This is a genomic window from Methylobacterium sp. Ger2507, from assembly GCF_055231875.1.
The window spans coordinates 3,910,391-3,931,012 of the sequence record NZ_JBUYVC010000001.1; the positions used below are offsets into that span (position 1 = coordinate 3,910,391).

Sequence of the window (20,622 nt, forward strand, 5' to 3'; positions counted from 1 at the left end):
AAATCGGCTGTTCTGTGGACTGGAGAGGCTGAACCGCAACGACGGCCGATTGGGTGCAGTGCGGCGAGTTAGGCTTCCCTTAACCGCTTTGTCCTCTCCTGCGGAGAGGCAGCACCACGCGGTTCGCAACCGAAGACCGAGCAGGAGACACGTTCGATGCCGACTTCCCAGGCGAGAGTTCCGACCGCCGAGGCGAGCCGCTATCTCAAGCAGCTCTGCCGTCACTGGAGCCACAAGTTCCCGGTGGAGGCCACCGAGGCTGCCGGTCGCGTGCCCTTCGGCGAGGACCGGGTCTGTACCTTCGAGGCCGGTCCCGACGCGCTCCTGATGCGGGTGGCCACTCCCGATCCGGCTGCCCTCACACGCCTGGAGAACGTGGTCTCCGACCACCTCTTGCGCTTTGCCTTCCGGGAGAACCTCGGCCAGATCACTTGGTCGCGCGCGGCCTGACCTGGCGCGGGGGCGGCGCGCGCAGCGCTTGACCTGGCCTCCCGAGACCTGATCTTGAGCGCGAGACGCTTCAGGCAGGACCGGGAGACACGGGATGGACGGGATCGCGCAGACGACGCACGGAGCGGCACCTTCGGGCGCGGCCCCGCATGCGGAGCGGCTCCAGCGCCTTGCGGAAGTCGCCGTGAAAGTCGGCCTCGGTCTGCGGCCGGGACAGGAACTGGTGATCACGGCGCCGCTCGAAACGGTGCCGCTGGCTCGCGCCATCACCGAGGAGGCCTACAAGGCCGGAGCCTCGCTCGTCACCACCTTCTACGCGGACGATGCCGCCACCCTGGCGCGGTTCGCCCACGCGCCGGACGACGCCTTCGACACGGCCGCCGGCTGGCTCTACAGCGGCATGGCCGAGGCCTACCGCAACGGCGCGGCCCGCCTCGCCATCGCGGGGGACGACCCGTCCCTGCTGGCGGGCCAGGATGCCGGCAAGGTCGCGCGCGCCAATCGCGCCCGCTCGAAGGCCTATGTGCCGGCTCTCGAACTCATCGCCAACTTTTCCACCAACTGGACCATCGTCTCGGCTGCGACCACGCCGTGGGCCAGGACGGTGTTCCCCGACCTGCCCGAGGCCGAGGCGGTCGCCCGCTTGTGGGATGCGATCTTCGCGGCCTCGCGCGTGGACGGTCCCGACCCGGTCGCGGCCTGGGAGGCGCACAATGCCGCTCTCCACACGCGCATGAACGCCCTCAACGCGCACCGCTTCGCGGCTCTGCGCTTCTTCGGTCCCGGCACCGATCTTACGGTCGGCCTCGCCGATGATCACGAATGGTGCGGCGGCGCCTCGGCCTCGCGCAGCGGCATCGTCTGCAACGCCAACATCCCCACCGAGGAGGTGTTCACCACCCCGCACAAGGACCGGGTCGACGGGACGGTCACCAGCACCAAGCCCCTGTCCTACCAGGGCACGCTGATCGACGGCATCCGCGTGCGCTTCGAGGACGGCCGCATCGTCGAGGCCACCGCCCGCACTGGCGGCGACGTCCTGGCCAAGGTCCTGGAGACCGACGAGGGCGCGCGCCGCCTCGGCGAAGTCGCGCTGGTGCCGGCTTCCTCGGCGATCTCGGCCTCAGGGCTGCTGTTCTACAACACCCTCTACGACGAGAACGCCGCCAGCCACATCGCCCTCGGCCAAGCCTACAGCAAGTGTTTTCGCAATGGCGGCGCGGATTTCAGCGAGGACGACCTCGCGGCGCGCGGGGCCAATCGCAGCCTCATCCATATCGACTGGATGATCGGCTCGAAGGAGATCGACGTCGACGGTCTCTCCGCCGAGGGCCGCGCGATTCCGGTGATGCGGGCCGGCGAATGGGTGGCGTGAGCCCGGATCGGAACCGTGGCCTGATTCAACCTCAACCCGCGTGAGGTCAGCCTCGAACCACGGGCCGCTCGGGCGGCGGCGACCCGGGGAGCCGTGCCCGGGCGGCGCCCGCATCGGGTCCTGAGGACAGGGGGCGTTCCCGGAAGCCGGGGGGCCTTCAGAACCCTGGCGCTTTGGCGGCACCGAGAATGCGGGTCGGGCGACCCTCGTTGCCGCCCTGGAGCACTACGACGTAGGTGTCGGCCTCGGTCACCTCGGCCATCCGGTGCGGGATCTCGAAATGCGCCGCCTGTCCGGTCCAGGCGCCGATCCGGTGCATCCCCCGCACCACGTTGATGTAGTCGAAGACCTGCCCCTTGTTCTCGCCGCCGCCGATGGCGAGGCGGCGCCGGCGCATGACCGGCAGGAGCCACAGGTCGGCTTTGGCCTCCGGCCCGGTGCTCGCGCCGACGTCGATGCAGATCCGGTCTCCCTCCTCCCAGCTCTTCACCGAGACCGACGGCACGCTGCTCGCCCGGGCGCGCCGCAGGGCGCGCTCCAGGGAGTTCCGGTCGGAGCGGATCATCGACGGCTCGCCGTTGACGATGGCCTGGGGCGTGAAGATCTGCCGTTCGCCGCGCAGGGACGCATAGGCCCGCTGCCGCTCCGTGAAGGCCGGCTGGCCATAGGCATCCTTCCAGCCGAGATAGTCCCAATAGGTGATCGGGAAGGTCAGAGCGATGACGCCGGGCTCCCGCGCGAAGTCTCCGAGCACCCGCGAGGCCGGTTGGCACGCGGCGCAGCCCTGGCTCGTGTAGAGCTCGATCACCACCGGCGAGCGCTCGCCCGCACGGGCCATCGTCGCGACGGCCGTCAGGGCGCCGGCCAGGACCAGTGCCAGGGGCAGGCCGCCGGTACGGCGCAGCAGGAACATCGCGGCGAGCCTCATGCCGTCATGATACCGACGGTTGGCCGTTCTCCGGCATCACGGTCGCTCGATCCGCGGCCGGGGTCGTCGGCGCCGGGTCCCCGGCCGACCCGTGCACCGGATCGTGCGAGGACTTTGGCTTCAACTTCGGCTTCGGCAGCATCGCGGGGCGCCAGCGCCGATGCATCCAGAGCCACTGGCCGGGATTCTCGCGGATCCACCCCTCGATCTCCCGCGTCATCGCCTGCATCGCACCCTGGACGTCGATGGCACCGGAGGCATCGCGCGGCAGGTCGAGGGGAGGCGTCAGTTCGAGGTGGAACCGGGTTCCCCCGCGGCGGACGACGCGCGCGCCGTGCACCGGACACTCGTAATGGCGGGCGAGCTTGCCGAGCAGCGGGTTGACCAGCACGGGCTTGCCGAAGAACTCCACCACCACGCCCCGGGTGAAGTGCTGGTCGATGAGCTGGCCGAGATGGCCGCCGCGCTCGACCACGCCCTGCATGGCGAAAACCGCGCCCTGCCCGGCTGCCGCGAGGCCCCCCATGGTCTGGCGCCGGACCTCCTGCACGAGGCGGGCGGAAGCCGCATCGTTGGGGGGACGGAAGATCGCCGTCGCGTCGAGGCCGAACCGCGCCGCGCAGATCGCGGGCAATTCCCAGTTCGCCAGGTGGGCGGAGAAGATCAGGCCCGGTTTGCCGTCGTCGCGCAGGTCGGCGAAGTGGGTCTCGCCCGCGACCGTGATGCGCCCGGGGGCCGTGAGGTCCGCCGGATCGAGATCGAACAGGGTGTGAAGATGGGCGTATTCCGCGCCGGTGCGGCCGAGATTGTCCCACGCCTCCAAGGCGAGCGCGCGGATCGCCGCCGCATCGCGTTCAGGGAAGGCGGCGCGCAGGTTGGCGACCGCGGTGCGGTGGGCCGGCAGGAACGGCCCGACCGTCCGGGCGACCCATCCGCCGACCCGGCTCGCCCGCTCCGCCCCGAGCAGGCGCGCCAGCCAGAACAGACCCCGGATCAGGGGGATCATCGCGAGCCCGGCGAGCCGCGGCAGGTGACGCTTCAGAACGAGGGCAAGGCGGAGCAAAACGAATCCCGTGACGCGGGGCGTTCCGTCGACGACCCTGATCCCTGGCATAATTCATTTTAGCCTTTGACGGCACCCGTGTGCGCTGCAACTCAGAGCGTCACCAGGATTTTGCCGAAGACCTTGCGGGATTCCAGGCGTTCCAGGCCCTGCGCGAAATCGGCCAGCGGCAGGACCGTGTCCACGACCGGCGTGATGCCTTGCGCCATCTTGGCCATGGCGTCGCGGATATTGGCCATGGAGCAGCCGAACGAGCCGGTGATGCGGTATTGCTGCTGGAACAGCTGCATCAGGTTCATGGTGGTCGAGACGCCCGAGGTCGAGCCGCAGGTGACGAGGCGGCCGCCGCGCTTGAGGCACAGGAGCGAGCCGTTCCAGGTGTCCGGTCCGACATGCTCGAACACCACGTCGACGCCCTTGCGCTTGGTCAGGCGACGCACCTCGCCCTCGAAGCGCTCGTCGCGATAGTTGATGACGTGGTCGGCCCCGAGCGCCCTGGCCTTCTCGCCCTTGGCGTCGTCGCCCACGGTGGTGAACACCGTGCAGCCGATGGCCTTGGCCATCTTGATCGCCGCCGTACCGATGCCGGAGCCGCCGGCATGGACGAGGATGCTCTCGCCGGGCTCCAGGCGGGCATTGTCGAACAGCATGTGCTGCACGGTGCCGAAGGCCACGGGGGCACAGGCCGCATCGGTGAAGCTGACGCCGTCCGGGATCTTGACCACGAGGCGGGCCTGCATGGTGACGCGCTCGCGGGCGAAGCCGTCGATGTGGAAGCCCATGACGCCGGAGACATCCTCGCACAGGTTGTCACGCCCCTCCCGACAGGCCCTGCACCGCCCGCAGGTTTGGGCGCCGTACATCGCCACCCGGTCGCCCTCGGCCAGATCCGCGACGCCCTCGCCGACGCAGACGATCTCGCCCGAGGCTTCGGCCCCCACGGCGAGGGGAAGCTTGCGCTTGGCGAAGGCCATGCCGCGAAAGCCCCAGACGTCGATGAAGTTGAGGCCCACGGCGCGCACCCGGATCTGGACCTCGCCGGGGCCGGGGGCGGCGGGCTCCGCGACGTCTTCGAGGCGCAGGTCGCGGTCGCCGTGGAGCTGAAGGGCTTGCATGGGGCTCTTTTCTCTTCGCGGGCGCATCCGAATACCCTCCCCCTCTGCGGAGGAGGGTGCCTGTGGAGCAGGCGGGCGAGGGGCGCCCTGTCCGGAGATGGCGCTCCCCTCACCCGACCCGCCGGTGCGGGCCCCCCTCTCCCGCGGAGTGGAGAGGGGAATGCGGTGATGCCGCTCTGGCTAACCTTCGCGGCACGGGGCATCAACCCGTCGGCCCGCATTCACTCCGGCGACAGATAGCGCCGCCGGGCCCAGCCGAGGATCGGGCCGGCCTTGACCCGGCACCAGGTCAGCCCGCTCGGGGTGTCGGCGGTGCAGCCGAAGCCGCGCAGGCGGGCGCCCACCGGCGCCTGCCCGAGGGCGGGGGCAGCCGCGTCCGGCGTCTCGCGGATGCTGAGGGTCTCGCCGCGTGGAAGGCCGTCGACCCGGTACGCCTCGGCGGCCGAGGCCGGGACAGCGGCAAGCAGGGCCAGGACCAGCGCGGCTGGGATGGCGGACGAGAGGCGCGAGAACATGGGACGGCTTGGTCTCAGGTGCGGTGGACGCCCATCATGGCGGTGAGGCCGCCATCGACCGGCAGAACCGTCCCGGTGATGTAGGCCGCGCCCTCGCCCATCAGGAAAGCCGCGAGGGCCGCCACGTCCTCGGGCCTCGCAAAGCGGCCGGCGGGAATCTGGCGCTCCATGGTGGCGCGATAGGCGGCATAAGGCGCCATCATCTCGGTGTCGATGAAGCCCGGCGCGATCACGTTGACGGTGACACCGCGCTTGGCCGATTCGATCGCGAGCGTCCGGCAATAGGCGATCAGGGCGCCCTTGGTGGCCGCATAGGCCGCGTTGCCCGGACTGGCCTGCAGGGCCGCCACCGAGCCGATGGCGATGATGCGCCCGGAACGCCCCCGGATCATGCCCCGCACGAGGGATTTCGCCAGGCGGGTGAGCGACCAGAAATTCACCTGCATGGCCGCCTCGGCCCGGTCCTGGTCCAGCATCGCCGCGAGTGCATCGGAGGATTGGCCGGCATTGTGGACATAGCCGTAGAAGCGCTCGTCCTCGATCCGGTCGCAGAAGGCGTCGAGCGCGGGCCGGTCCGCGAGGTCCAGGGCTTCGGCGGTGATCGCGCGGCCGGGATACGTCGCGACGAGATCCGCCACGAGGGCCTCGGCCGCAGCGCCGGAGGAGCGATACGTGAAGGTGACATCGTGTCCGGCGGCGGCGAGCGCCCGCACGATGGCGGCTCCGAGGCCCGAGGCGCCGCCGGTGACGAGGACGCGCGTATGGGATTCGGGGCGCAGGTCCGTCTTCATGCCGGCTCGTCCGCCAGCACGAGACAGGTGTTCTGGCCACCGAAGCCGAACGAGTTCGAGAGAACCCGGCGCACCGGAACGTCGCGGGCTTGCGCTACGATGTCGAGGGGGATGGCCGGGTCGGGCATCGCGTAGTTGATGGTCGGCGGAATGCGGCCATGCGTGATGGTGAGGAGCGAGATCACCGCCTCCACCGCTCCGGCGGCCGTGAGGGTGTGCCCGATCATCGACTTGTTGGAGGACACCGGCAGCGTGCGGATGCGGTCGCCGAAGACGGCGGCGCAGCTCATCGCTTCCATCTTGTCGTTCTCGGGCGTCGAGGTGCCGTGGGCGTTCACGGTGTCGATGGCGTCGGGTTCCGTACCGGCATCGTCCAGGGCGGCGCGGATCGCCGCGATGCCGGGGGCGCCGTCGGGGCTCGACCGGGTGCGGTGGAAGCCGTCGCCCTTCTCGCCGCAGCCGAGCACGTAGCCAAGGATCTTCGCGCCCCGGGCGCGTGCGGCCTCCGCGTCCTCCAACACCAGGGCGCCGGCGCCCTCGCCCATCACGAAGCCGTCACGATTCTTCGAGAACGGCTTCGAGGCCGCCTCCGGCGGGTCGTTCTGGGTGGACAGGGCGGAGAGCAGCGAGAAGCGAATCAGCGATTCCGGGTTCACCGAGCCGTCGGTGCCGATGCAGAGGGCGGCCTTCACCTCGCCGCGCCGGATCGCCTCGACCCCGAGCTGGATCGCGGTGGCGCCCGACGAGCACGCGGTGGAGAGCGAGATCGGCGAGCCCTTGGTGCCGAAGCGGTCGGCGATGTGGTCGGCCACCGTGCCGAAGATGAAGAGGTCGTGCCAGGCGTCGAAGCGCCGGCTCGCGGCGGCGCGCTGCAGGTCGGTATAGGTGATCGGGCCGTTCTGGCCGGAGGCCTCGGCCAGGGCTTGGCGCTGCGGCCATTCGATCTCCACCGGGGGCACGGCGATGAACAGGGCACCGGGAAAGTCGCCGGGGCGGCCGAGGCCCGATTGCTCGATGGCCTCATTGGCGGCTTCCTCCGCAAAGCGCTGCGATAGGGCGGGGGCGACCAGCGGATCGGTGTCGAGGAAGTCGACGGTGCCGGCGATGCGGGTGCGCAGGCCCTCTGTGGGAAAGCGCCGAATGGCGTGGATCCCTGAGCGGCCGGCCGTCAGGGCGGCCCAGTTGTCGGCCTGCCCCTGGCCGAGGGAGGTGACGATGCCGAGACCTGTCACCGCCACCAGCGGCCGGCCCTTCGTGTCCCGATTCGTCGCGTGCCGGGGAGATGGGTTCGTCATCGCGCCGTTCTACACCGTTCTTTGCAAGGGCCCTTCGCCCATTGTGGCCGCTCCGATCGAATCGGCATCTCAGGGCGCCGTGACTCGGATCACACCCTCGCCGCGGCGATGGCCCACCACCGTCACGGCGACTTCGCGCAGACCTGTCTCCGAGACCAGGGCCGCCGCCAGCGCCGCCCCGAAGGGCGCCGTGGTCTCGAGGCTGTGGCCCGTCACGTCGCCCAGCGCTGTCACGGGAATTCCCGGGGCGAGGCGCGCCAGGGCCGCGCCTTCCTCCGCGGTGATCGGGGCGACTCCGGTGGCGCCGGAGATCACGGCGTCCGGGGCGTCGAGGCCCGTGCTGGCCCAGAGCGCGGCGAGGCTGGCTTCGGTGCTGCCGGGCTGCCGCCGGGTTCGGTCGCTCGCCACGATGTCGAGGCGTGCCAGCGCCTTTGCCCCGCGCGCTGCCGCATGCTCCGCCGTCTCCAGCACCAGGAAGGCGGCGGCGCTTCCGAGGATGAAGCCGGCCTCGCTGTCCGGTGTCCGGTCGAAGACCGGGCGGAAATCGTGGGCGCGCAGGTAGCCGCCCATCTCGTGAATGACCATCACGTCGGGACGTTCGGCGCTGTAGGAGCCGCCCACCAGCATGCACTCGACCTGCCCCGAGGCGATCCGCGCCTGGGCGATGCGCAGCGCGTCGGTGCCGCAGGCCTCCTCGCCCATGAAGGTGCGCGAGGCCCCCGTGACCCCGTGGACGATGCCGATATTGCCGGCGAGCAGGTTCGAGAGCTGGGCCAGGAAGAGGGTCGGACGCAGGTCGTTCTGGAGATGCTCGTTGAGGTAGGCGCCCGGATCGGCCGCTTCGCGCAGGCCGGTGAGGATGGCGCCGTCGACCGCGGTGTCGCGCTCGCCACCGCCCGCCGAGACCACGAGGTGCATGCGGCTCTTGAGGTCGGCATCGCCCTTCACCCCGGCGGATTCGAGGGCGAGGCCGGCGGCGTAGACGCCGAGGCGCTGCCAGGGCTCCATCTGGCGCTGATCCGATTTCTTCGGGATCTGTCCGTCGAGGGCGATCGGCGCGACCGGATGCACCGTGTAGGGCGCGAACGTCTCGGTGTCCGTCCGCGCGGGGGCACCCGCTGCCAAGACCGCCAGATGGGCCGCAACGCCCTCGCCCGCGCAGGAGACGAGACCGATGCCGGTAACGACGACGTCGCGCGCAATACTCATGTCAGGACGCTCATGCAGGCTCCCCCGCGAGATCGAACAGGCCGATCCTGCGGGCCCGCTCGCGCATCGGCCCGTCCAGCCCGGCCGGGAACGGCATGGTGCGGAAGCGCAGTTCGGCATTGGCCAGCGGCTTGCCGTCGTGGCGGATCGCCGCCTTGGTCACCGCGTAGCCCGAACCGTCATGCTCCAGGCTGGCCTCGATCTGGAGTTCGGCGCCCGGGCCGACGAAGGCACGGAAACGCGCCTTGTCGACGCCCATCAGGAACGGCATCTGCCGGAAGCCCAGATGCGCGAGGACGAGGTAGCCCGAGGCTTGCGCCATGGTCTCGGTGAGCAGCACGCCGGGCACCAGCGGATGGTCGGGAAAATGCCCCTCGAAGACCGGGCTCTCCATCGGCACGCGGGCCAGGGCCTCGATCCTGCCGGCCTCGCGGTCGAACCGGGTCACGGCGTCGATCATCTCGAAGTATTCGAGGCGCATGGCGTCCAGATCCCGTGCGGGCGGGTTTTCGAAGAGGCCGCGCCGGATGGTCGGGACGGCCGAGATCACGCCTGCGGTCAGGCTTTGGCGGCCTTCTCGGCCACCAGGGCGTCGATGCGGGCGCACAGATTCTTGAGGACGAAGTACTCCTCGGCCGGCACCTTGCCCTCGTTGACCTCCTGGGTCCAACGCTCGAGCGGGAGCTTGATGCCGAAGGCCTTGTCCACCGCGAAGGCGATATCGAGGAAGGCGAGCGAATCGATCCCGAGATCGTCGATGGCGTGGCTCTCGGGCGTGATCGTGTCGCGCGGGATGTCGGCGGTATCGGCGATGATGTCCGCGACGCGGTCGAAAGTGGCGGTATGGGTCTGGTCGGACATGCGTTCTCGCCGTGTGACTGGGTATCCCGCCGGAATCGGCCCATGCCGATCGGGGGCCGGAATGATCCGGCGCATGATGCCCGGTGCCCCCGGTCGCGCAGCATGCCCCGTGAGCCGGCGTCTCCGCCGACCCTGGACAGGGAAGGCGGTCCCTTACACGAGGGGGGTAGGACGGGCAACCTTGGCCATCACGGCGTCGCGATCCGGCCCTCGTCTCCATTCCGATCCTGCGCGAATGGCCTAGATGCACGCCGAGGGACGCCAGGATGTCGCGCGGGCGGCCGTTCCGCATAAGGTCGAGCAGGACGATGGCACACCCTCCCTCCCTTACGTCCCCAGTGACGCATTCCATCGGCGCCCTCGACCCACGTCTCGCGCCCGACGTTCCGCAGGGTGCGGGCGCGCACCCCCTGTCCCGGGCAGCACAGGGCGTCGCCCGACTCGCCCTCGTCGTCGTTCTCGCGGGGCTCGGCTTCTGGGTCCTGCACCACTTCATCCCGGCCCTGGTCTGGGCGGTGATCCTGGCGATTGCGCTGGGTCCACTCTACGTCCGTGCCGAACGACGGTGGCCGCCGAGCGGCCACAACATCGCCCTGCCGGCCCTGTTCACGGCGGGCGTGGCGCTGGTCTTCCTGATCCCTCTCGTCGTGCTGGGGGTGCAGGCGGCCCGCGAGGCTCACGACGTGGCCGGTTGGGTCCGCTCCTTCGAGAAGACCGGCATTCCCGTGCCGGAGTTGCTGGGTCATCTGCCCTTCGGGGCGGCGCAGGCGCAGGCCTGGTGGGCGGAGACCCTGAGCCACCCGGCGGCGGGCTCGGAGTTGCTGCAGCATTTCGACAAGTCCGTAGTGCTCGGCGCGACGCGCAGCCTCGGGGCCGAGATCGTCCGCCGCACCGTGCTGTTCGGCTTCAGCCTGGTGGCCCTGTTCTTCTTGTTCCGGGACCGGCGCACGGTCGTGGCTCAGGTTCTGACGGCCAGCGCCAAGCTGTTCGGCCCGCGCGGCGAGCGGGTGGCACGCCAGATGGTCGCCTCGGTTCACGGCACCGTGAACGGACTGGTCCTGGTCGGACTCGGCGAGGGCGTGCTGCTCGGAATCGTCTATTTCTTTGCCGGTGTACCGCATCCGGTACTGCTCGGGGCGCTGACGGCGGTCGCCGCCATGATCCCGTTCGGCGCACCCTTGGTCTTCGGCCTTGGGGCGGCGTTCCTACTCGCCAACGGTGCGGTGGTACCGGCGGCGGTCGTGGTGGCAGCGGGCCTCGTCGTCACCTTCGTGGCGGACCACTTCGTGCGCCCGGCGCTGATCGGCGGCACCACCCGCCTGCCCTTCCTCTGGGTGCTGCTCGGCATCCTGGGCGGGGTCGAGACGTTCGGGCTGCTCGGCCTGTTCCTCGGCCCGGCCGTGATGGCGGCGCTGATCCTGCTGTGGCGGGATTTCACGCACGGCGCAGAGATCGAGGAGCCCCGGGCCTGAGCCCGGGGGCGCGGCGGTTCAGGCCGGGCGCGGCAGCTTGCAGCTGTCGAGGGCGTTCAGGGCCTTGGCCCGGGCGGAGTCGTTAAAGTAGCCGGTGCTGCGGTAGGCATCCAGCTCGGACTTGTCGAGGGTGGCGAGGGTCTGGTTCGCGTAGCAGCCGCAGGGGCGGGCCAGCGAGACCTCGGACACATTCTGCAGGCGGGCCTGGGTGACGGTGCAGGCGTGACGCACGCGGCCGGTCAGGTTGCTCGCCGATGCGGTCTTCAGCGCCGGATCGGGGGTGTAGCCTTCCAGCGACGCGGTCGGGCCGGGCTTGTTGGCATTGCAGGCGGCAACGAGCGAGAGCAGGCCGGCGGCGAGGAGGAGCCGGCCGGTGCGCGGGGCGATGAGGCGCATGGGATCGATGGGTCCGTGAAAGCGATTCGGGAACGAACCGGTTTCCCGTGAGGGTCCCGCCCGCGCAAGGGCGCCGGGGCCACAGTGGAGACGCAAACGCCGCCGCCCCGAAGGGGCCGCGGCGCGCGTATCCAGACTATCCGACGCTGTCGGAACCTTCGATCAACCGATGCGATCGGGCTTTCGGCATCAGCCGACGATGTCGGAATCCTGGAAGAACTGGGCGATCTCGGCCTTGGCGTTCTCGAGGCTGTCCGAACCGTGGACGGTGTTCTCGCCGACCGACTCGGAGAAGGTCTTGCGGATGGTACCCTCGTCGGCATTGGCCGGGTTGGTGGCGCCCATCACTTCGCGGTACTTCGCGACGGCGTTGTCGCCCTCGAGCACCTGCACGACGACCGGACCCGATGTCATGAACTCGACCAGCTCGCCGAAGAACGGGCGCTCCTTATGGATTTCGTAGAACTTCTCGGCCTGGGCGCGGCTCATCTGGATGCGGCGCTGGCCGACGATGCGCAGGCCCGCCTTCTCGATCACGGCATTGACCGCGCCGGTCAGGTTCCGCTTCGTCGCGTCGGGCTTGAGAATGGAGAAGGTGCGCTCGGTGGCCATGGTCCGTCCGGGTGTGATCGCTCAGCCGAAAATGGCTTCGGCGCCGGGCTTATAGCGGGCAGGCTCCCTCCCCTCAACCCGAGGCGGGATTACTGGGGATAACCGGTCCGAAGCAGTGCGATTCTCAGCGAACATGGCTTTGGCGCAACAATGCCGGAAAAACGCCCGATTGCGGAGGCCTCCTGTGGCCAGACGATCACGGCCCCCTCTTCCGCAATAAAACGCCATACGGAGACCAGGACATGCGCGTCGCCCTCACCGCCGCCTTCATCCTCGCCGGCCTCGCTCCCGCCGCCGCGGCACCGACCCAGGACCCGACGGGCACCTGGCTCACCGGCGATGGCCGCGCCAAGGTGCGCATCGACCGATGCGGGCCGGGTGCCGCCAACATCTGCGGCAAGGTGGTCTGGGCCAAGACCGCCACCAACGAGGATGGCAGCCTGCGCACGGACTTCAAGAATCCCGATCCGAAGAAGCGCAGCCGGCCGGTGGTCGGCCTGACGCTCCTCGATAACCTGAAGCCCGAGGAAACCAAGTTCTCCGGCGAGATCTACAACGCCGACGAGGGCAAGATGTACCAGGTCAGCCTGGAGCGCGAGAGCAGCTCCGAGCTGTCGGTCTCGGGGTGCCTGCTCAAGGTGCTGTGCGGCTCGCAGACCTGGACCCGGGTGCCGGACGTGAACCAGCAGGCTTCCGCCCAGCCGGAGCCGGTCCCCGCCGTGAAGGCCGCGCCTAAGGCCACCAAGGCGGCCCCGGCCAAGCCGGCGGTCGTGCCCGCCGAGTAGTCCGGCCGGCGCGGAGCGGCGGTCTCAGACCGCCGCGAACCCGCGCTGCACCGCCGGCCGTGCCATCACGCGGTCGAGCCAGGCTCGCACATGGGGCACGCTGGCCAGTTCGATGCTCTGCTTCTCGTGGTACTTGGCCCAGGGCAGGATCGCGATGTCGGCGATCGAGTAATCGCCCGCCACGTAGTCCCGCTCCGCGAGGTGCCGGTCGAGCACGCCGTAGAGGCGTTGGGCCTCCGTCGTGAAGCGCTCGATGGCATAGGGGATCTTCTCCTGTGCGTAGATGCGGAAATGGTGGACCTGGCCAAGCATCGGCCCGAAGCCCGCCACCTGCCAGAACAGCCACTCGTCCACCGCCACCCGTGCCCGCTCGTCGGCCGGATACAGGCATCCGGTCTTGCGCCCGAGATATTGCAGGATGGCGCCCGATTCGAACACCGTGATGGGCTCGCCCCCCGGCCCGTCGGGATCGACGATGGCCGGGATCTTGTTGTTCGGCGAGATCTTCAGGAAGTCCGGGGCCATCTGATCCCCGCGCCCGATATTCACCGGCACCACCCGGTAGGGCAGCCCGCACTCCTCCAGCATGATCGGGATCTTCCAGCCGTTCGGCGTGCTCCAGGTGTGCACGTCGATGGGTTTTCCCGGCGCGTGTGCCATGCGGTTCTTATCCAGCCCAGTTCAGGCCCGCTCGATTCGCCGAAACAATCCGGGATGCGGGCGGAAGGTTGCAGACTCCGTGCCATGGACACGGGGCCGTGGCACAGGCGACGACACGAGCAGTGGATCGCCCGGGAAGCCGCGAGAATGGTGCTTGCCACCGCTCAGGGTTGTGGCTGTGATGCGGCCGGCCCGCTGCACGGCGGCGCCCAAGCGTCCCGGGGGTCGTCATGCTGTCATTCCGTTCGCGTCGCACCGCTGCTTTGTTCGCGGCCTTCGGGCTTCTGGCAAGTCCCCTCATCCTGACGAGTCCCGTCATCACCGGCGGTGCGCTGGCGCAGGCCGCGCCGAAGCCCGCGAAGGAACTCAGCGTCGGCCAGAGTGCCGCGCGCGAGCGCCAGAAGAAATGTGGCGCCGAGTGGCGCGCCCTCTCGGTCGCCGACAAGGCCACCCAGGGACCGAAATGGCCGCAATATTATAGCAAGTGCGTGAAGCGCCTGAAGCAGGTGAAGGCCTGAGGGGTTCGACGCCCGTTTCCCTTCGCCGACCTGATGCTTTCCTGAGCGTGTAAGGAACGCAAGCCTGACCGCACCGGTTTCCGAAGCGGTCGGGTGATGCGGTGGCGGGATGGAACGATGCGGGAGCGGCGGGCGCTGCAGCGTGCGGTGGCATTGGTGGCCCTGGTTCCGGTGGCCTCCGGCCTCTACGGCGTGCTGTTCGGCCTGAACGGCCTCGGCCCTACCGGGCTCGTCGACGTGTCCGCCGACAGCCACTTCCGTTACCTGTCCGGCCTGCACATGGGCATCGGCATCCTGTTCTGGACCTGTGTGCCCGGCATCGCGGCGAAGACGACGCTGTTTCGGTTTCTCACGCTGGTGGTGGCCCTCGGCGGGCTCGCCCGCCTGCTCGGATGGGCGCTGACCGGGCTGCCGTCGGTCCTGATGCTGGCCGCCCTCGCGGTCGAGCTGGTTGTCACCCCCCTGCTCTGCCTGTGGCAGGCCCGGGTCGCGGCGCGGTATGGGGCCGACCCGTCCAGTCCGGACTTCACTCATCGAGACCTCTCTCATGAGGGGCTGGCCCGTCAGGCCACATCGCGCAGGGCCGCCGGGTGAGCGACCTCGCCGAGGCACGCCCCCACCCGGTGGATCGGGGCCTCGCCCTGTTGGAGCGCTTCGTCCCGAAGCCCAGCGCCTGGGCCTTCGCCGTGCGGATCTGGCTCGCCATGATCCTGGCGCTGTACGCGGCTTTCTGGCTGCAGCTCTCCAGCGCATCCTCGGCCGCCGTCTGCGTGGCCATCCTGGCGCAGCCGACCCGCGGCCAGGCGCTCTCGAAGGCGGTTTACCGCTTCCTCGGCACCCTCGTGGGCGCGGTCGTGGCAATCGTCCTGATGGCGCTGTTCGCGCAGGACCGTGTCGTGCTCCTCGTGGCCTTCGCGACCTGGCTCGGCCTCTGCGTCTTCACCGCCCACTTCCTCCAGGACACCCGCGCTTACGGCGCCATGCTGTCCGGCTACACCGTGGCGATCATCGCCATTGCGCATATCGACAGTCCGCAGAACACCTTCGATGCCGCCGTCGACCGCGTCGCGGCGATCACCCTCGGCATCGTGGCGATCACCTTCATCAACGATGCCCTCGGATCTCCGAGCATCTGGCGCTCGGTGCGCGATGCGCTTGCGGGCGCCATCGGGGAAACCCGGACCTTCGCCCGTGAGACCCTGATGCGGGGCGATCCCGGCTCCGAGCGCGCGGCGGCGCTGATCCGCAGGATCGCCGCCATGCGGGGCGATGCCAGCGCCATCGCGGGCGAACTCGATGACGGCCCGGATCGAGCCGCCGGCGCCCGCAGCGCCATCGCGGGCCTCTACGTGATGGCCGCCGCCGCCCGCCATCTCCGGGCCGCCCTGGCGTGCCTGGACGAAACGTCGCCCGCCTTGGAGGAGGCGCGCCGCCTCTGCCTCGAACTCACCGAGCCGGAGGGCGATCCGGACCGGGCGGTGGACCGGCTTTCCGTCCTCGTCGAGTCTGCGATGCGCGACGGCGCAGTGCCGCTCGATGCGATCCTGGCCCTGCAGCGCGCCCTCGATTTCGCCCGTGCGTCCGGTTTCGCGCAGGACGGTTACCGATCCCTGGCCGAGGGAGGACGGCCACGTCGAGACGTTCCCCTCCCGACGCACCGCGACGTGCCGGAAGCCCTTCGGGGGGCGATGCGGGTGGCGATCGCCTTCGGCCTCAGCGCTCTCCTCCTCATCCATGCCGGCTGGCCTGCGACCTCTTTCGCCCTGGTGCAGGTCGCCTCCACCTGTGCCCTGTCGTCGATCACGCCGGACCCGCGAGCCTTCGCCAAGGGCGTGCTCATCGGCATGCCGCTGGCGGCCCTCTGCGCCGGCCTCGTGCTGTACGGCGCCCTGGCGGGGGTGCAGGGCTTCCCCCTGCTGGCCATCGCCATGGCGCCAGTGGTGTTCACGGCCTGCTTCCTCAGCCTCAATCCCCCGACCTTCGGCATCGGTTTCATCCTGCTGGTGTTCTTCCCCGTGCTGCTCTCCCCCTCGAACCCGCAGACCTACGATCCGCAGGGTTTCCTCACCAACGCCTTCCTGGTCATCGTCGCGGCGCTGATCCTGTTCTTCACCGTTCGGATCATCCTGCCCATCTCCGCCGGTCGCCACCGGATCTTTGCCCTCGATTCGGCCCGGCGCGCCTTGGTGGATGCGCTCGCCGGCCGCGGCGGCGACGCCACGACGCGGACCAGCCTCAACAGTGACCGCCTGCTGCAATTCGCTCGCTGGAGTTCGGGCAGCAGCGCCGTGCGCGCCTCCAGCCTCGACCGGGCCTTCGACCTGGCGCGGATGGAATCCGCCGCCGCCCGCGCCCACGCGCAATTGCGCGGTCTGGCGCAGGACCCGTCGCTCGCCGCCCTTGCCGTGCTGGCGGCCGCCGCCATCACGGCCGCGGATGCCGCCGGCATGCGGGCCTCCGCCCGGGCGCTGCTGGCGGCGGGACGCGATGCCGTGCCGGCGACGCGGATGCATCTGGCCCGCGCGGTGAGCGACCTGACCACCGCCGCGCACGTGATCGAGAGCCAGGGACGGTTCCTGCGCCGCCTCGGCATCGGGGCCGCCTGATGCGCAGCGACCTGAATGTCGGAGGCATCCTGATCTCGCCCTTCGTGGCCTATGCCGCCGGGGCCCTGGCCATCCTCGTGCTCCTGCGTCTCCTGTTCGCCCGCTTCCGCATCAGCCGGTACGTCGCCAATCCACCGCTCGCGGAGGCCGGCCTCTACGTCTGCATCCTCGCCCTCCTGATCGTGTTCCTGTGACGATGGCCGACCAAAAACCCGACGATACGCCCCAGCAGGCCCCGCAGGTACGCGGACCGGACACCAGCCCGCGCCGGTCCGGCCGCGGCCGCCGCCTCCTGCGCCTCGTCGTGACGGGAATCATCCTGGCCTGCGCGGTGGTGGCGGCCGCCCTCGTCTGGCAGTTCTACGTCACCGCCCCGTGGACCCGGGACGGGCGGGTGCGGGTCCAGGTCGCCGCCGTCGCCCCCCAGGTCTCCGGACAGATCACGGAGCTGCGCGTCGCCGACAATCAGCAGGTGAAGAAGGGCGACATCCTCTACGTCATCGACCCCTTCGATTTCGAGGTCTCGGTGGCCTCGGCCCAGGCCGAACTCGAGAACCGCGAGGCCGACCTTCAGGTCAAGCGCACCCAGGCCGCACGCCGCGAGGCTCTCACCACCCTCTCCACCTCGGTGGAGGAGAAGCAGCAATATGCCGGCACCGCCAAGATCGCGGAGGCGGCCCTCGCCTCGGCCAAGGCACAGCTCTCCCAGGCCAAGATCAACCTGGAGCGCACCCAGGTGCGCGCGCCGGTGAACGGGCGGGTAACCAACCTGCTCCTGCGGCCGGGCGACTACGCCACCACCGGCACCGTCAACATCGCCGTCATCGACACCGACTCGTTCTGGATCGACGGCTACTTCGAGGAGACCAAGATGGCCCACATCCATGTCGGCGATCCGGTCTCGGCCGAACTCCTCGGTTACGACCCGCTGATCCACGGCTTCGTGGAGAGCATCACGCTGGGCATCAGCACCGCCAACGCCACCGCGAGCACCCAGGGCCTGCCCAATGTCGACCCGGTCTACACCTGGGTGCGGCTGGCCCAGCGCGTGCCGGTGCGGATCCGCATCGCGCGCGTGCCCGAGGGCGTCACCCTGGTCGCCGGCATGACCGCCACCGTCTCGGTGGGGGAGCCCGGCCGGCATCGCGACGACTGGCTTGCCCGCCTGCGCGGCCGCTTCAGCGGCGCGGCTGCGCCGACCCCTTGAGCGATAGGCGCCGCGGCAGGGATTCTTCAGGCTGTGGCGATGGGAAGGAGGACTGTCGCGAAATCGCGAAAATAGGGTCTTGACGCATCTCCGATTGGGTCGCACCTTGATGTGGTGCTTCGACGGCAAAGCACAGCTCAAGCAACGAGGAGGCTTGATCGTCCGACGATCATGACCAACGAGAAGCAGGAGATATGGGAATGACGCCACCCCAGCAGGCAGCTGCGGCGATCATCCGGGGTTGATTCGACCCGGACGTTGAGCAGCGCACACGCGAATATCGGGACGGAAGCGGTCTCAGGAGCGCAGAAGCGGCCGGAACGGCACGACTTCAGACATGCACCAGGCTCCATCTCGGCCGCTTCCGCCGCCGATCACGCGAACTCAACCGCTTTGGTTGAGATTCAAGATCATCAAGACTTCCGCATAGTATTGCTCACCGACCTTCAAGGCGCGTGGCTCCAGGCCGTATGGCTTGAAACCGGCTGCTTCGTAACGCCGGATCGCACGCGTGTTGGTTGCCCCAACCGACAGGTTGAGATCCTCAATGCGGCTCGTCGCGTAGTCGATGAGGGCGGAGATAAGCGCCGTTCCGATTCCCTTGCCGCGCGTCTGGCCTGACATAGGCGTCCCAGAGCGTCCCCTTGTGCCGAAGCTTCGGTGAGTCCGGCATGAAGAGCCCGGCTGCACCGACGAGCCCGTCTCCATCCGGGGCGCCGAATACGGCGTGGGTCTTCAGCGTGGCGCCGAACCACTCGAGCGGCTGTTCGGCCTCTGACTCCCAGGAGGCGCCGAAGGCCTCCGGGTGTCGGGCGAGGCCGTCGAGGCGAAGGGCTCGGAACGCAGCCGCATCCCGGGTTTCAAGCCTGCGGATGGAACCCATGAGCCGCATCCCCTTCGTCCGTCCGGCAGGAGGCTACTCGATGCCGAGCTTCGCCTTGAGCAGGGCGTTCACGGCCGCCGGGTTCGCCTTGCCGCCGGTGGCCTTCATGGTCTGGCCGACGAACCAGCCGAGCAGGGTGGGCTTCTCGCGCGCTTGGCTGACCTTGTCCGGGTTCTTGGCGATGATCGCGTCCACCGCAGCCTCGATGGCGCCGGTGTCGGTCACCTGTTTCATGCCGCGTGACTCGACGACCTCGCGCGGGTCGCCGCCTTCGGACCACACGATCTCAAACAGGTCCTTGGCGATCTTGCCCGAGATCACGCCCTCGCCGATCAGGTCGACGATGGCGCCGAGCTGGGTCGCCGAGACCGGGCTGGTCTCGATGCTGTGGCCCTCCTTGTTGAGGCGCCCGAACAGCTCGTTGATGACCCAGTTCGCCGCGGCCTTGCCGTCGCGGCCCGTGGCCACCGCCTCGAAGTAATCGGCCGAGGCGCGCTCGGCGATGAGCACGCCCGCATCGTAGGAGCTGAGGCCGTAGGTCTCGATGAAGCGCGCCTTCTTGGCGTCGGGCAGCTCCGGCAGGCCGGCCGCCAGGGCGTCGACATAGGCCTGGTCGAATTCCAGCGGCAGCAGATCCGGGTCGGGGAAGTAGCGGTAATCGTGCGCCTCTTCCTTCGAGCGCATGGACCGGGTCTCGCCCTTGCCGGGATCGAACAGGCGGGTCTCCTGGCTGATGGTGCCGCCATCCTCGATGATGGCGATCTGGCGCCGCGCCTCGGTCTCGATGGCCTGACCGATGAAGCGGATCGAGTTGACGTTCTTGATCTCGCAGCGGGTGCCAAGCGGGGCGCCGGGTTTCCGCACCGAGACGTTGACGTCGGCGCGGAGCGAGCCCTTCTCCATGTCGCCGTCGCAGGTGCCGAGATACCGCAGGATGGTGCGCAGCTTGGTCACGTAGGCCCGCGCCTCCTCCGACGAGCGGAGGTCGGGTCGGGACACGATTTCCATCAGGGCGACGCCCGAGCGGTTGAGGTCGACGAAGCTCTGGGTCGGGTTCTGGTCGTGCAGGGACTTGCCGGCATCCTGCTCCAGGTGCAGGCGCTCGATCCCGACGGTGATGGTCTCGCCCTCGGCTAAGTCGACCAGCACTTCGCCCTCGCCGACGATCGGATCCTTGAACTGGCTGATCTGGTAGCCCTGCGGCAGGTCCGGATAGAAGTAGTTCTTCCGGTCGAACACCGAGCGGTGATTGATCTGCGCCTTCAGCCCGAGTCCGGTGCGCACGGCCTGGGCCACGCACTCCTCGTTGATCACGGGCAGCATGCCGGGCATGGCTGCATCGACCAGGGAGACGTGGTCGTTCGGTTCGCCGCCGAACTCGGTCGAGGCGCCGGAGAACAGCTTGGATCGGCTGGTGACCTGGGCGTGGATCTCCATGCCGATCACGACCTCCCAGTCGTGCAGGCCGCCCTTGATGAGCTTCTTGGGGTTCACGGCAGCGGTCATGATGGCCCGGATTCAGCGTTGCGGGGCGCGAATGCGCGCCTGAAGGGTGGAAGTGCCGGCCGGCGCGGTCAAGCGCGCAGGCGGTAGAGCTGGTGCGCCAGGAAACCGAGAGCGCCCCACAGGAAGGCGGCGATCCAGCGCACGGGGAAGAAGGTCGGGCCGTCGTGGCTCACCGGCGCCGGCCACGGGATGCCGATCGCGGTGACGCTCCACGACACCAGCACCGAGACCGCGAACGCCATCAGCGAAACGAGGATGATCTTCACGAACTGATCCGACTTCCAGCCCATGACCAGCGCGATGGCGATCAGGACGGGATCGAAGGCGGCCCAGATCCAGACGTCGAAGGGATAGACCGGGACGGTCATCGGCCGC

At 69.4% G+C, this 20,622-nt stretch carries 24 protein-coding genes; 9 read left to right on the plus strand and 15 right to left on the minus strand.

The features are described 5' to 3' along the window. The first annotated feature begins 156 nt into the window (after positions 1-156). The gene (locus ACV7NL_RS18045; RefSeq protein ID WP_056482511.1) at positions 157-450 is read left to right on the plus strand and encodes a DUF2218 domain-containing protein; all 294 of its coding nucleotides are present in this window, start codon (positions 157-159) and stop codon (positions 448-450) included. Between the two features lie 94 nt (positions 451-544). After that, positions 545-1,825 carry an aminopeptidase gene (locus tag ACV7NL_RS18050; protein WP_056482507.1) on the plus strand — a complete coding sequence of 427 codons (1,281 nt, stop codon included), beginning with the start codon at positions 545-547 and terminating at the stop codon, positions 1,823-1,825. A gap of 157 nt (positions 1,826-1,982) precedes the next feature. On the opposite strand, the gene ACV7NL_RS18055 is transcribed toward ACV7NL_RS18050, so the two are convergent. The 9 genes from ACV7NL_RS18055 to ACV7NL_RS18095 all read right to left on the minus strand — a co-directional run bounded on the left by ACV7NL_RS18055 (position 1,983) and on the right by ACV7NL_RS18095 (position 9,602). Beyond that, positions 1,983-2,753, minus strand: a complete 771-nt coding sequence (locus tag ACV7NL_RS18055) for a DUF1223 domain-containing protein (RefSeq protein ID WP_463356397.1) — start codon at positions 2,751-2,753, stop codon at positions 1,983-1,985. A gap of 4 nt (positions 2,754-2,757) precedes the next feature. Continuing rightward, entirely contained in the window at positions 2,758-3,816 is a 1,059-nt protein-coding gene (locus ACV7NL_RS18060; protein ID WP_247635666.1) for a lipid A biosynthesis lauroyl acyltransferase, read from the minus strand. A 92-nt stretch (positions 3,817-3,908) separates the two neighbouring features. Then, positions 3,909-4,931: a zinc-binding dehydrogenase gene (locus tag ACV7NL_RS18065; RefSeq protein ID WP_247635667.1), complete on the minus strand. Its 1,023-nt coding sequence runs from the start codon at positions 4,929-4,931 to the stop codon at positions 3,909-3,911. Positions 4,932-5,152: 221 nt separating this feature from the next. Beyond that, positions 5,153-5,446, minus strand: a complete 294-nt coding sequence (locus ACV7NL_RS18070; protein WP_056482501.1) for an SH3 domain-containing protein — start codon at positions 5,444-5,446, stop codon at positions 5,153-5,155. A gap of 14 nt (positions 5,447-5,460) precedes the next feature. Further along, entirely contained in the window at positions 5,461-6,237 is a 777-nt protein-coding gene (locus tag ACV7NL_RS18075; RefSeq protein WP_463356398.1) for an SDR family NAD(P)-dependent oxidoreductase, read from the minus strand. After that, positions 6,234-7,532 (minus strand): beta-ketoacyl-ACP synthase, encoded by a 1,299-nt coding sequence (locus ACV7NL_RS18080; RefSeq protein ID WP_463356399.1) that lies wholly within the window; start codon positions 7,530-7,532, stop codon positions 6,234-6,236. The genes ACV7NL_RS18075 and ACV7NL_RS18080 overlap by 4 nt, the downstream gene beginning before the upstream one ends. Positions 7,533-7,601: 69 nt before the next feature. Continuing rightward, positions 7,602-8,741: a beta-ketoacyl-ACP synthase gene (locus tag ACV7NL_RS18085; protein WP_463356400.1), complete on the minus strand. Its 1,140-nt coding sequence runs from the start codon at positions 8,739-8,741 to the stop codon at positions 7,602-7,604. Between the two features lie 10 nt (positions 8,742-8,751). Beyond that, positions 8,752-9,222 (minus strand): 3-hydroxyacyl-ACP dehydratase FabZ family protein, encoded by a 471-nt coding sequence (locus ACV7NL_RS18090; protein WP_056184313.1) that lies wholly within the window; start codon positions 9,220-9,222, stop codon positions 8,752-8,754. A 77-nt stretch (positions 9,223-9,299) separates the two neighbouring features. After that, positions 9,300-9,602, minus strand: coding sequence for an acyl carrier protein (locus ACV7NL_RS18095; RefSeq protein WP_055949487.1), 303 nt, complete (start codon positions 9,600-9,602; stop codon positions 9,300-9,302). Between the two features lie 308 nt (positions 9,603-9,910). Here ACV7NL_RS18095 and ACV7NL_RS18100 point away from each other — a divergent pair, with 308 nt between their 5' ends. Continuing rightward, the gene (locus ACV7NL_RS18100) at positions 9,911-11,074 is read left to right on the plus strand and encodes an AI-2E family transporter (protein ID WP_463356401.1); all 1,164 of its coding nucleotides are present in this window, start codon (positions 9,911-9,913) and stop codon (positions 11,072-11,074) included. An 18-nt stretch (positions 11,075-11,092) separates the two neighbouring features. On the opposite strand, the gene ACV7NL_RS18105 is transcribed toward ACV7NL_RS18100, so the two are convergent. Together ACV7NL_RS18105 and ndk are read right to left on the minus strand one after the other, a co-directional pair. Next, the gene (locus ACV7NL_RS18105) at positions 11,093-11,470 is read right to left on the minus strand and encodes a hypothetical protein (RefSeq protein WP_056183847.1); all 378 of its coding nucleotides are present in this window, start codon (positions 11,468-11,470) and stop codon (positions 11,093-11,095) included. Positions 11,471-11,659: 189 nt separating this feature from the next. Then, complete coding sequence (gene ndk, locus ACV7NL_RS18110) at positions 11,660-12,082, minus strand: nucleoside-diphosphate kinase (RefSeq protein WP_056183849.1); 423 nt, start codon at positions 12,080-12,082, stop codon at positions 11,660-11,662. A gap of 242 nt (positions 12,083-12,324) precedes the next feature. Here ndk and ACV7NL_RS18115 point away from each other — a divergent pair, with 242 nt between their 5' ends. Continuing rightward, positions 12,325-12,867 (plus strand): DUF2147 domain-containing protein, encoded by a 543-nt coding sequence (locus ACV7NL_RS18115; protein ID WP_463356402.1) that lies wholly within the window; start codon positions 12,325-12,327, stop codon positions 12,865-12,867. Positions 12,868-12,891: 24 nt separating this feature from the next. Here the strand turns inward: ACV7NL_RS18115 and ACV7NL_RS18120 are convergent, their stop codons facing one another. Next, positions 12,892-13,527, minus strand: a complete 636-nt coding sequence (locus tag ACV7NL_RS18120; RefSeq protein ID WP_056183854.1) for a glutathione S-transferase N-terminal domain-containing protein — start codon at positions 13,525-13,527, stop codon at positions 12,892-12,894. 230 nt (positions 13,528-13,757) lie between these two features. On the opposite strand from ACV7NL_RS18120, the gene ACV7NL_RS18125 reads away from it, so the two are divergent. The 5 genes from ACV7NL_RS18125 to ACV7NL_RS18145 all read left to right on the plus strand — a co-directional run bounded on the left by ACV7NL_RS18125 (position 13,758) and on the right by ACV7NL_RS18145 (position 17,858). Beyond that, complete coding sequence (locus ACV7NL_RS18125; RefSeq protein WP_156633970.1) at positions 13,758-14,045, plus strand: hypothetical protein; 288 nt, start codon at positions 13,758-13,760, stop codon at positions 14,043-14,045. 117 nt (positions 14,046-14,162) lie between these two features. Beyond that, the gene (locus tag ACV7NL_RS18130; protein WP_463356403.1) at positions 14,163-14,639 is read left to right on the plus strand and encodes a DUF4345 domain-containing protein; all 477 of its coding nucleotides are present in this window, start codon (positions 14,163-14,165) and stop codon (positions 14,637-14,639) included. Further along, positions 14,636-16,651, plus strand: a complete 2,016-nt coding sequence (locus ACV7NL_RS18135) for an FUSC family protein (RefSeq protein WP_463356404.1) — start codon at positions 14,636-14,638, stop codon at positions 16,649-16,651. Before ACV7NL_RS18130 ends, ACV7NL_RS18135 begins: the two co-directional genes overlap by 4 nt. Then, on the plus strand, positions 16,651-16,845 hold the full coding sequence (locus ACV7NL_RS18140) for a DUF1656 domain-containing protein (protein WP_463356405.1): 195 nt from the start codon (positions 16,651-16,653) through the stop codon (positions 16,843-16,845). The genes ACV7NL_RS18135 and ACV7NL_RS18140 overlap by 1 nt, the downstream gene beginning before the upstream one ends. A gap of 2 nt (positions 16,846-16,847) precedes the next feature. After that, the gene (locus ACV7NL_RS18145) at positions 16,848-17,858 is read left to right on the plus strand and encodes an efflux RND transporter periplasmic adaptor subunit (RefSeq protein WP_463356406.1); all 1,011 of its coding nucleotides are present in this window, start codon (positions 16,848-16,850) and stop codon (positions 17,856-17,858) included. Between the two features lie 384 nt (positions 17,859-18,242). Here ACV7NL_RS18145 and ACV7NL_RS18150 read toward each other — a convergent pair whose 3' ends face one another. From ACV7NL_RS18150 to ACV7NL_RS18160, 3 genes are all read right to left on the minus strand, one after another. Continuing rightward, positions 18,243-18,482, minus strand: coding sequence for an N-acetyltransferase family protein (locus tag ACV7NL_RS18150; protein ID WP_463356407.1), 240 nt, complete (start codon positions 18,480-18,482; stop codon positions 18,243-18,245). Between the two features lie 292 nt (positions 18,483-18,774). Further along, a complete protein-coding gene (gatB, locus tag ACV7NL_RS18155; protein ID WP_056482474.1) occupies positions 18,775-20,247 on the minus strand; it encodes an Asp-tRNA(Asn)/Glu-tRNA(Gln) amidotransferase subunit GatB in 1,473 nt (490 codons plus the stop codon). Positions 20,248-20,315: 68 nt separating this feature from the next. Next, on the minus strand, positions 20,316-20,615 hold the full coding sequence (locus ACV7NL_RS18160; protein WP_463356408.1) for a hypothetical protein: 300 nt from the start codon (positions 20,613-20,615) through the stop codon (positions 20,316-20,318). Between the last annotated feature and the right edge of the window lie 7 nt (positions 20,616-20,622).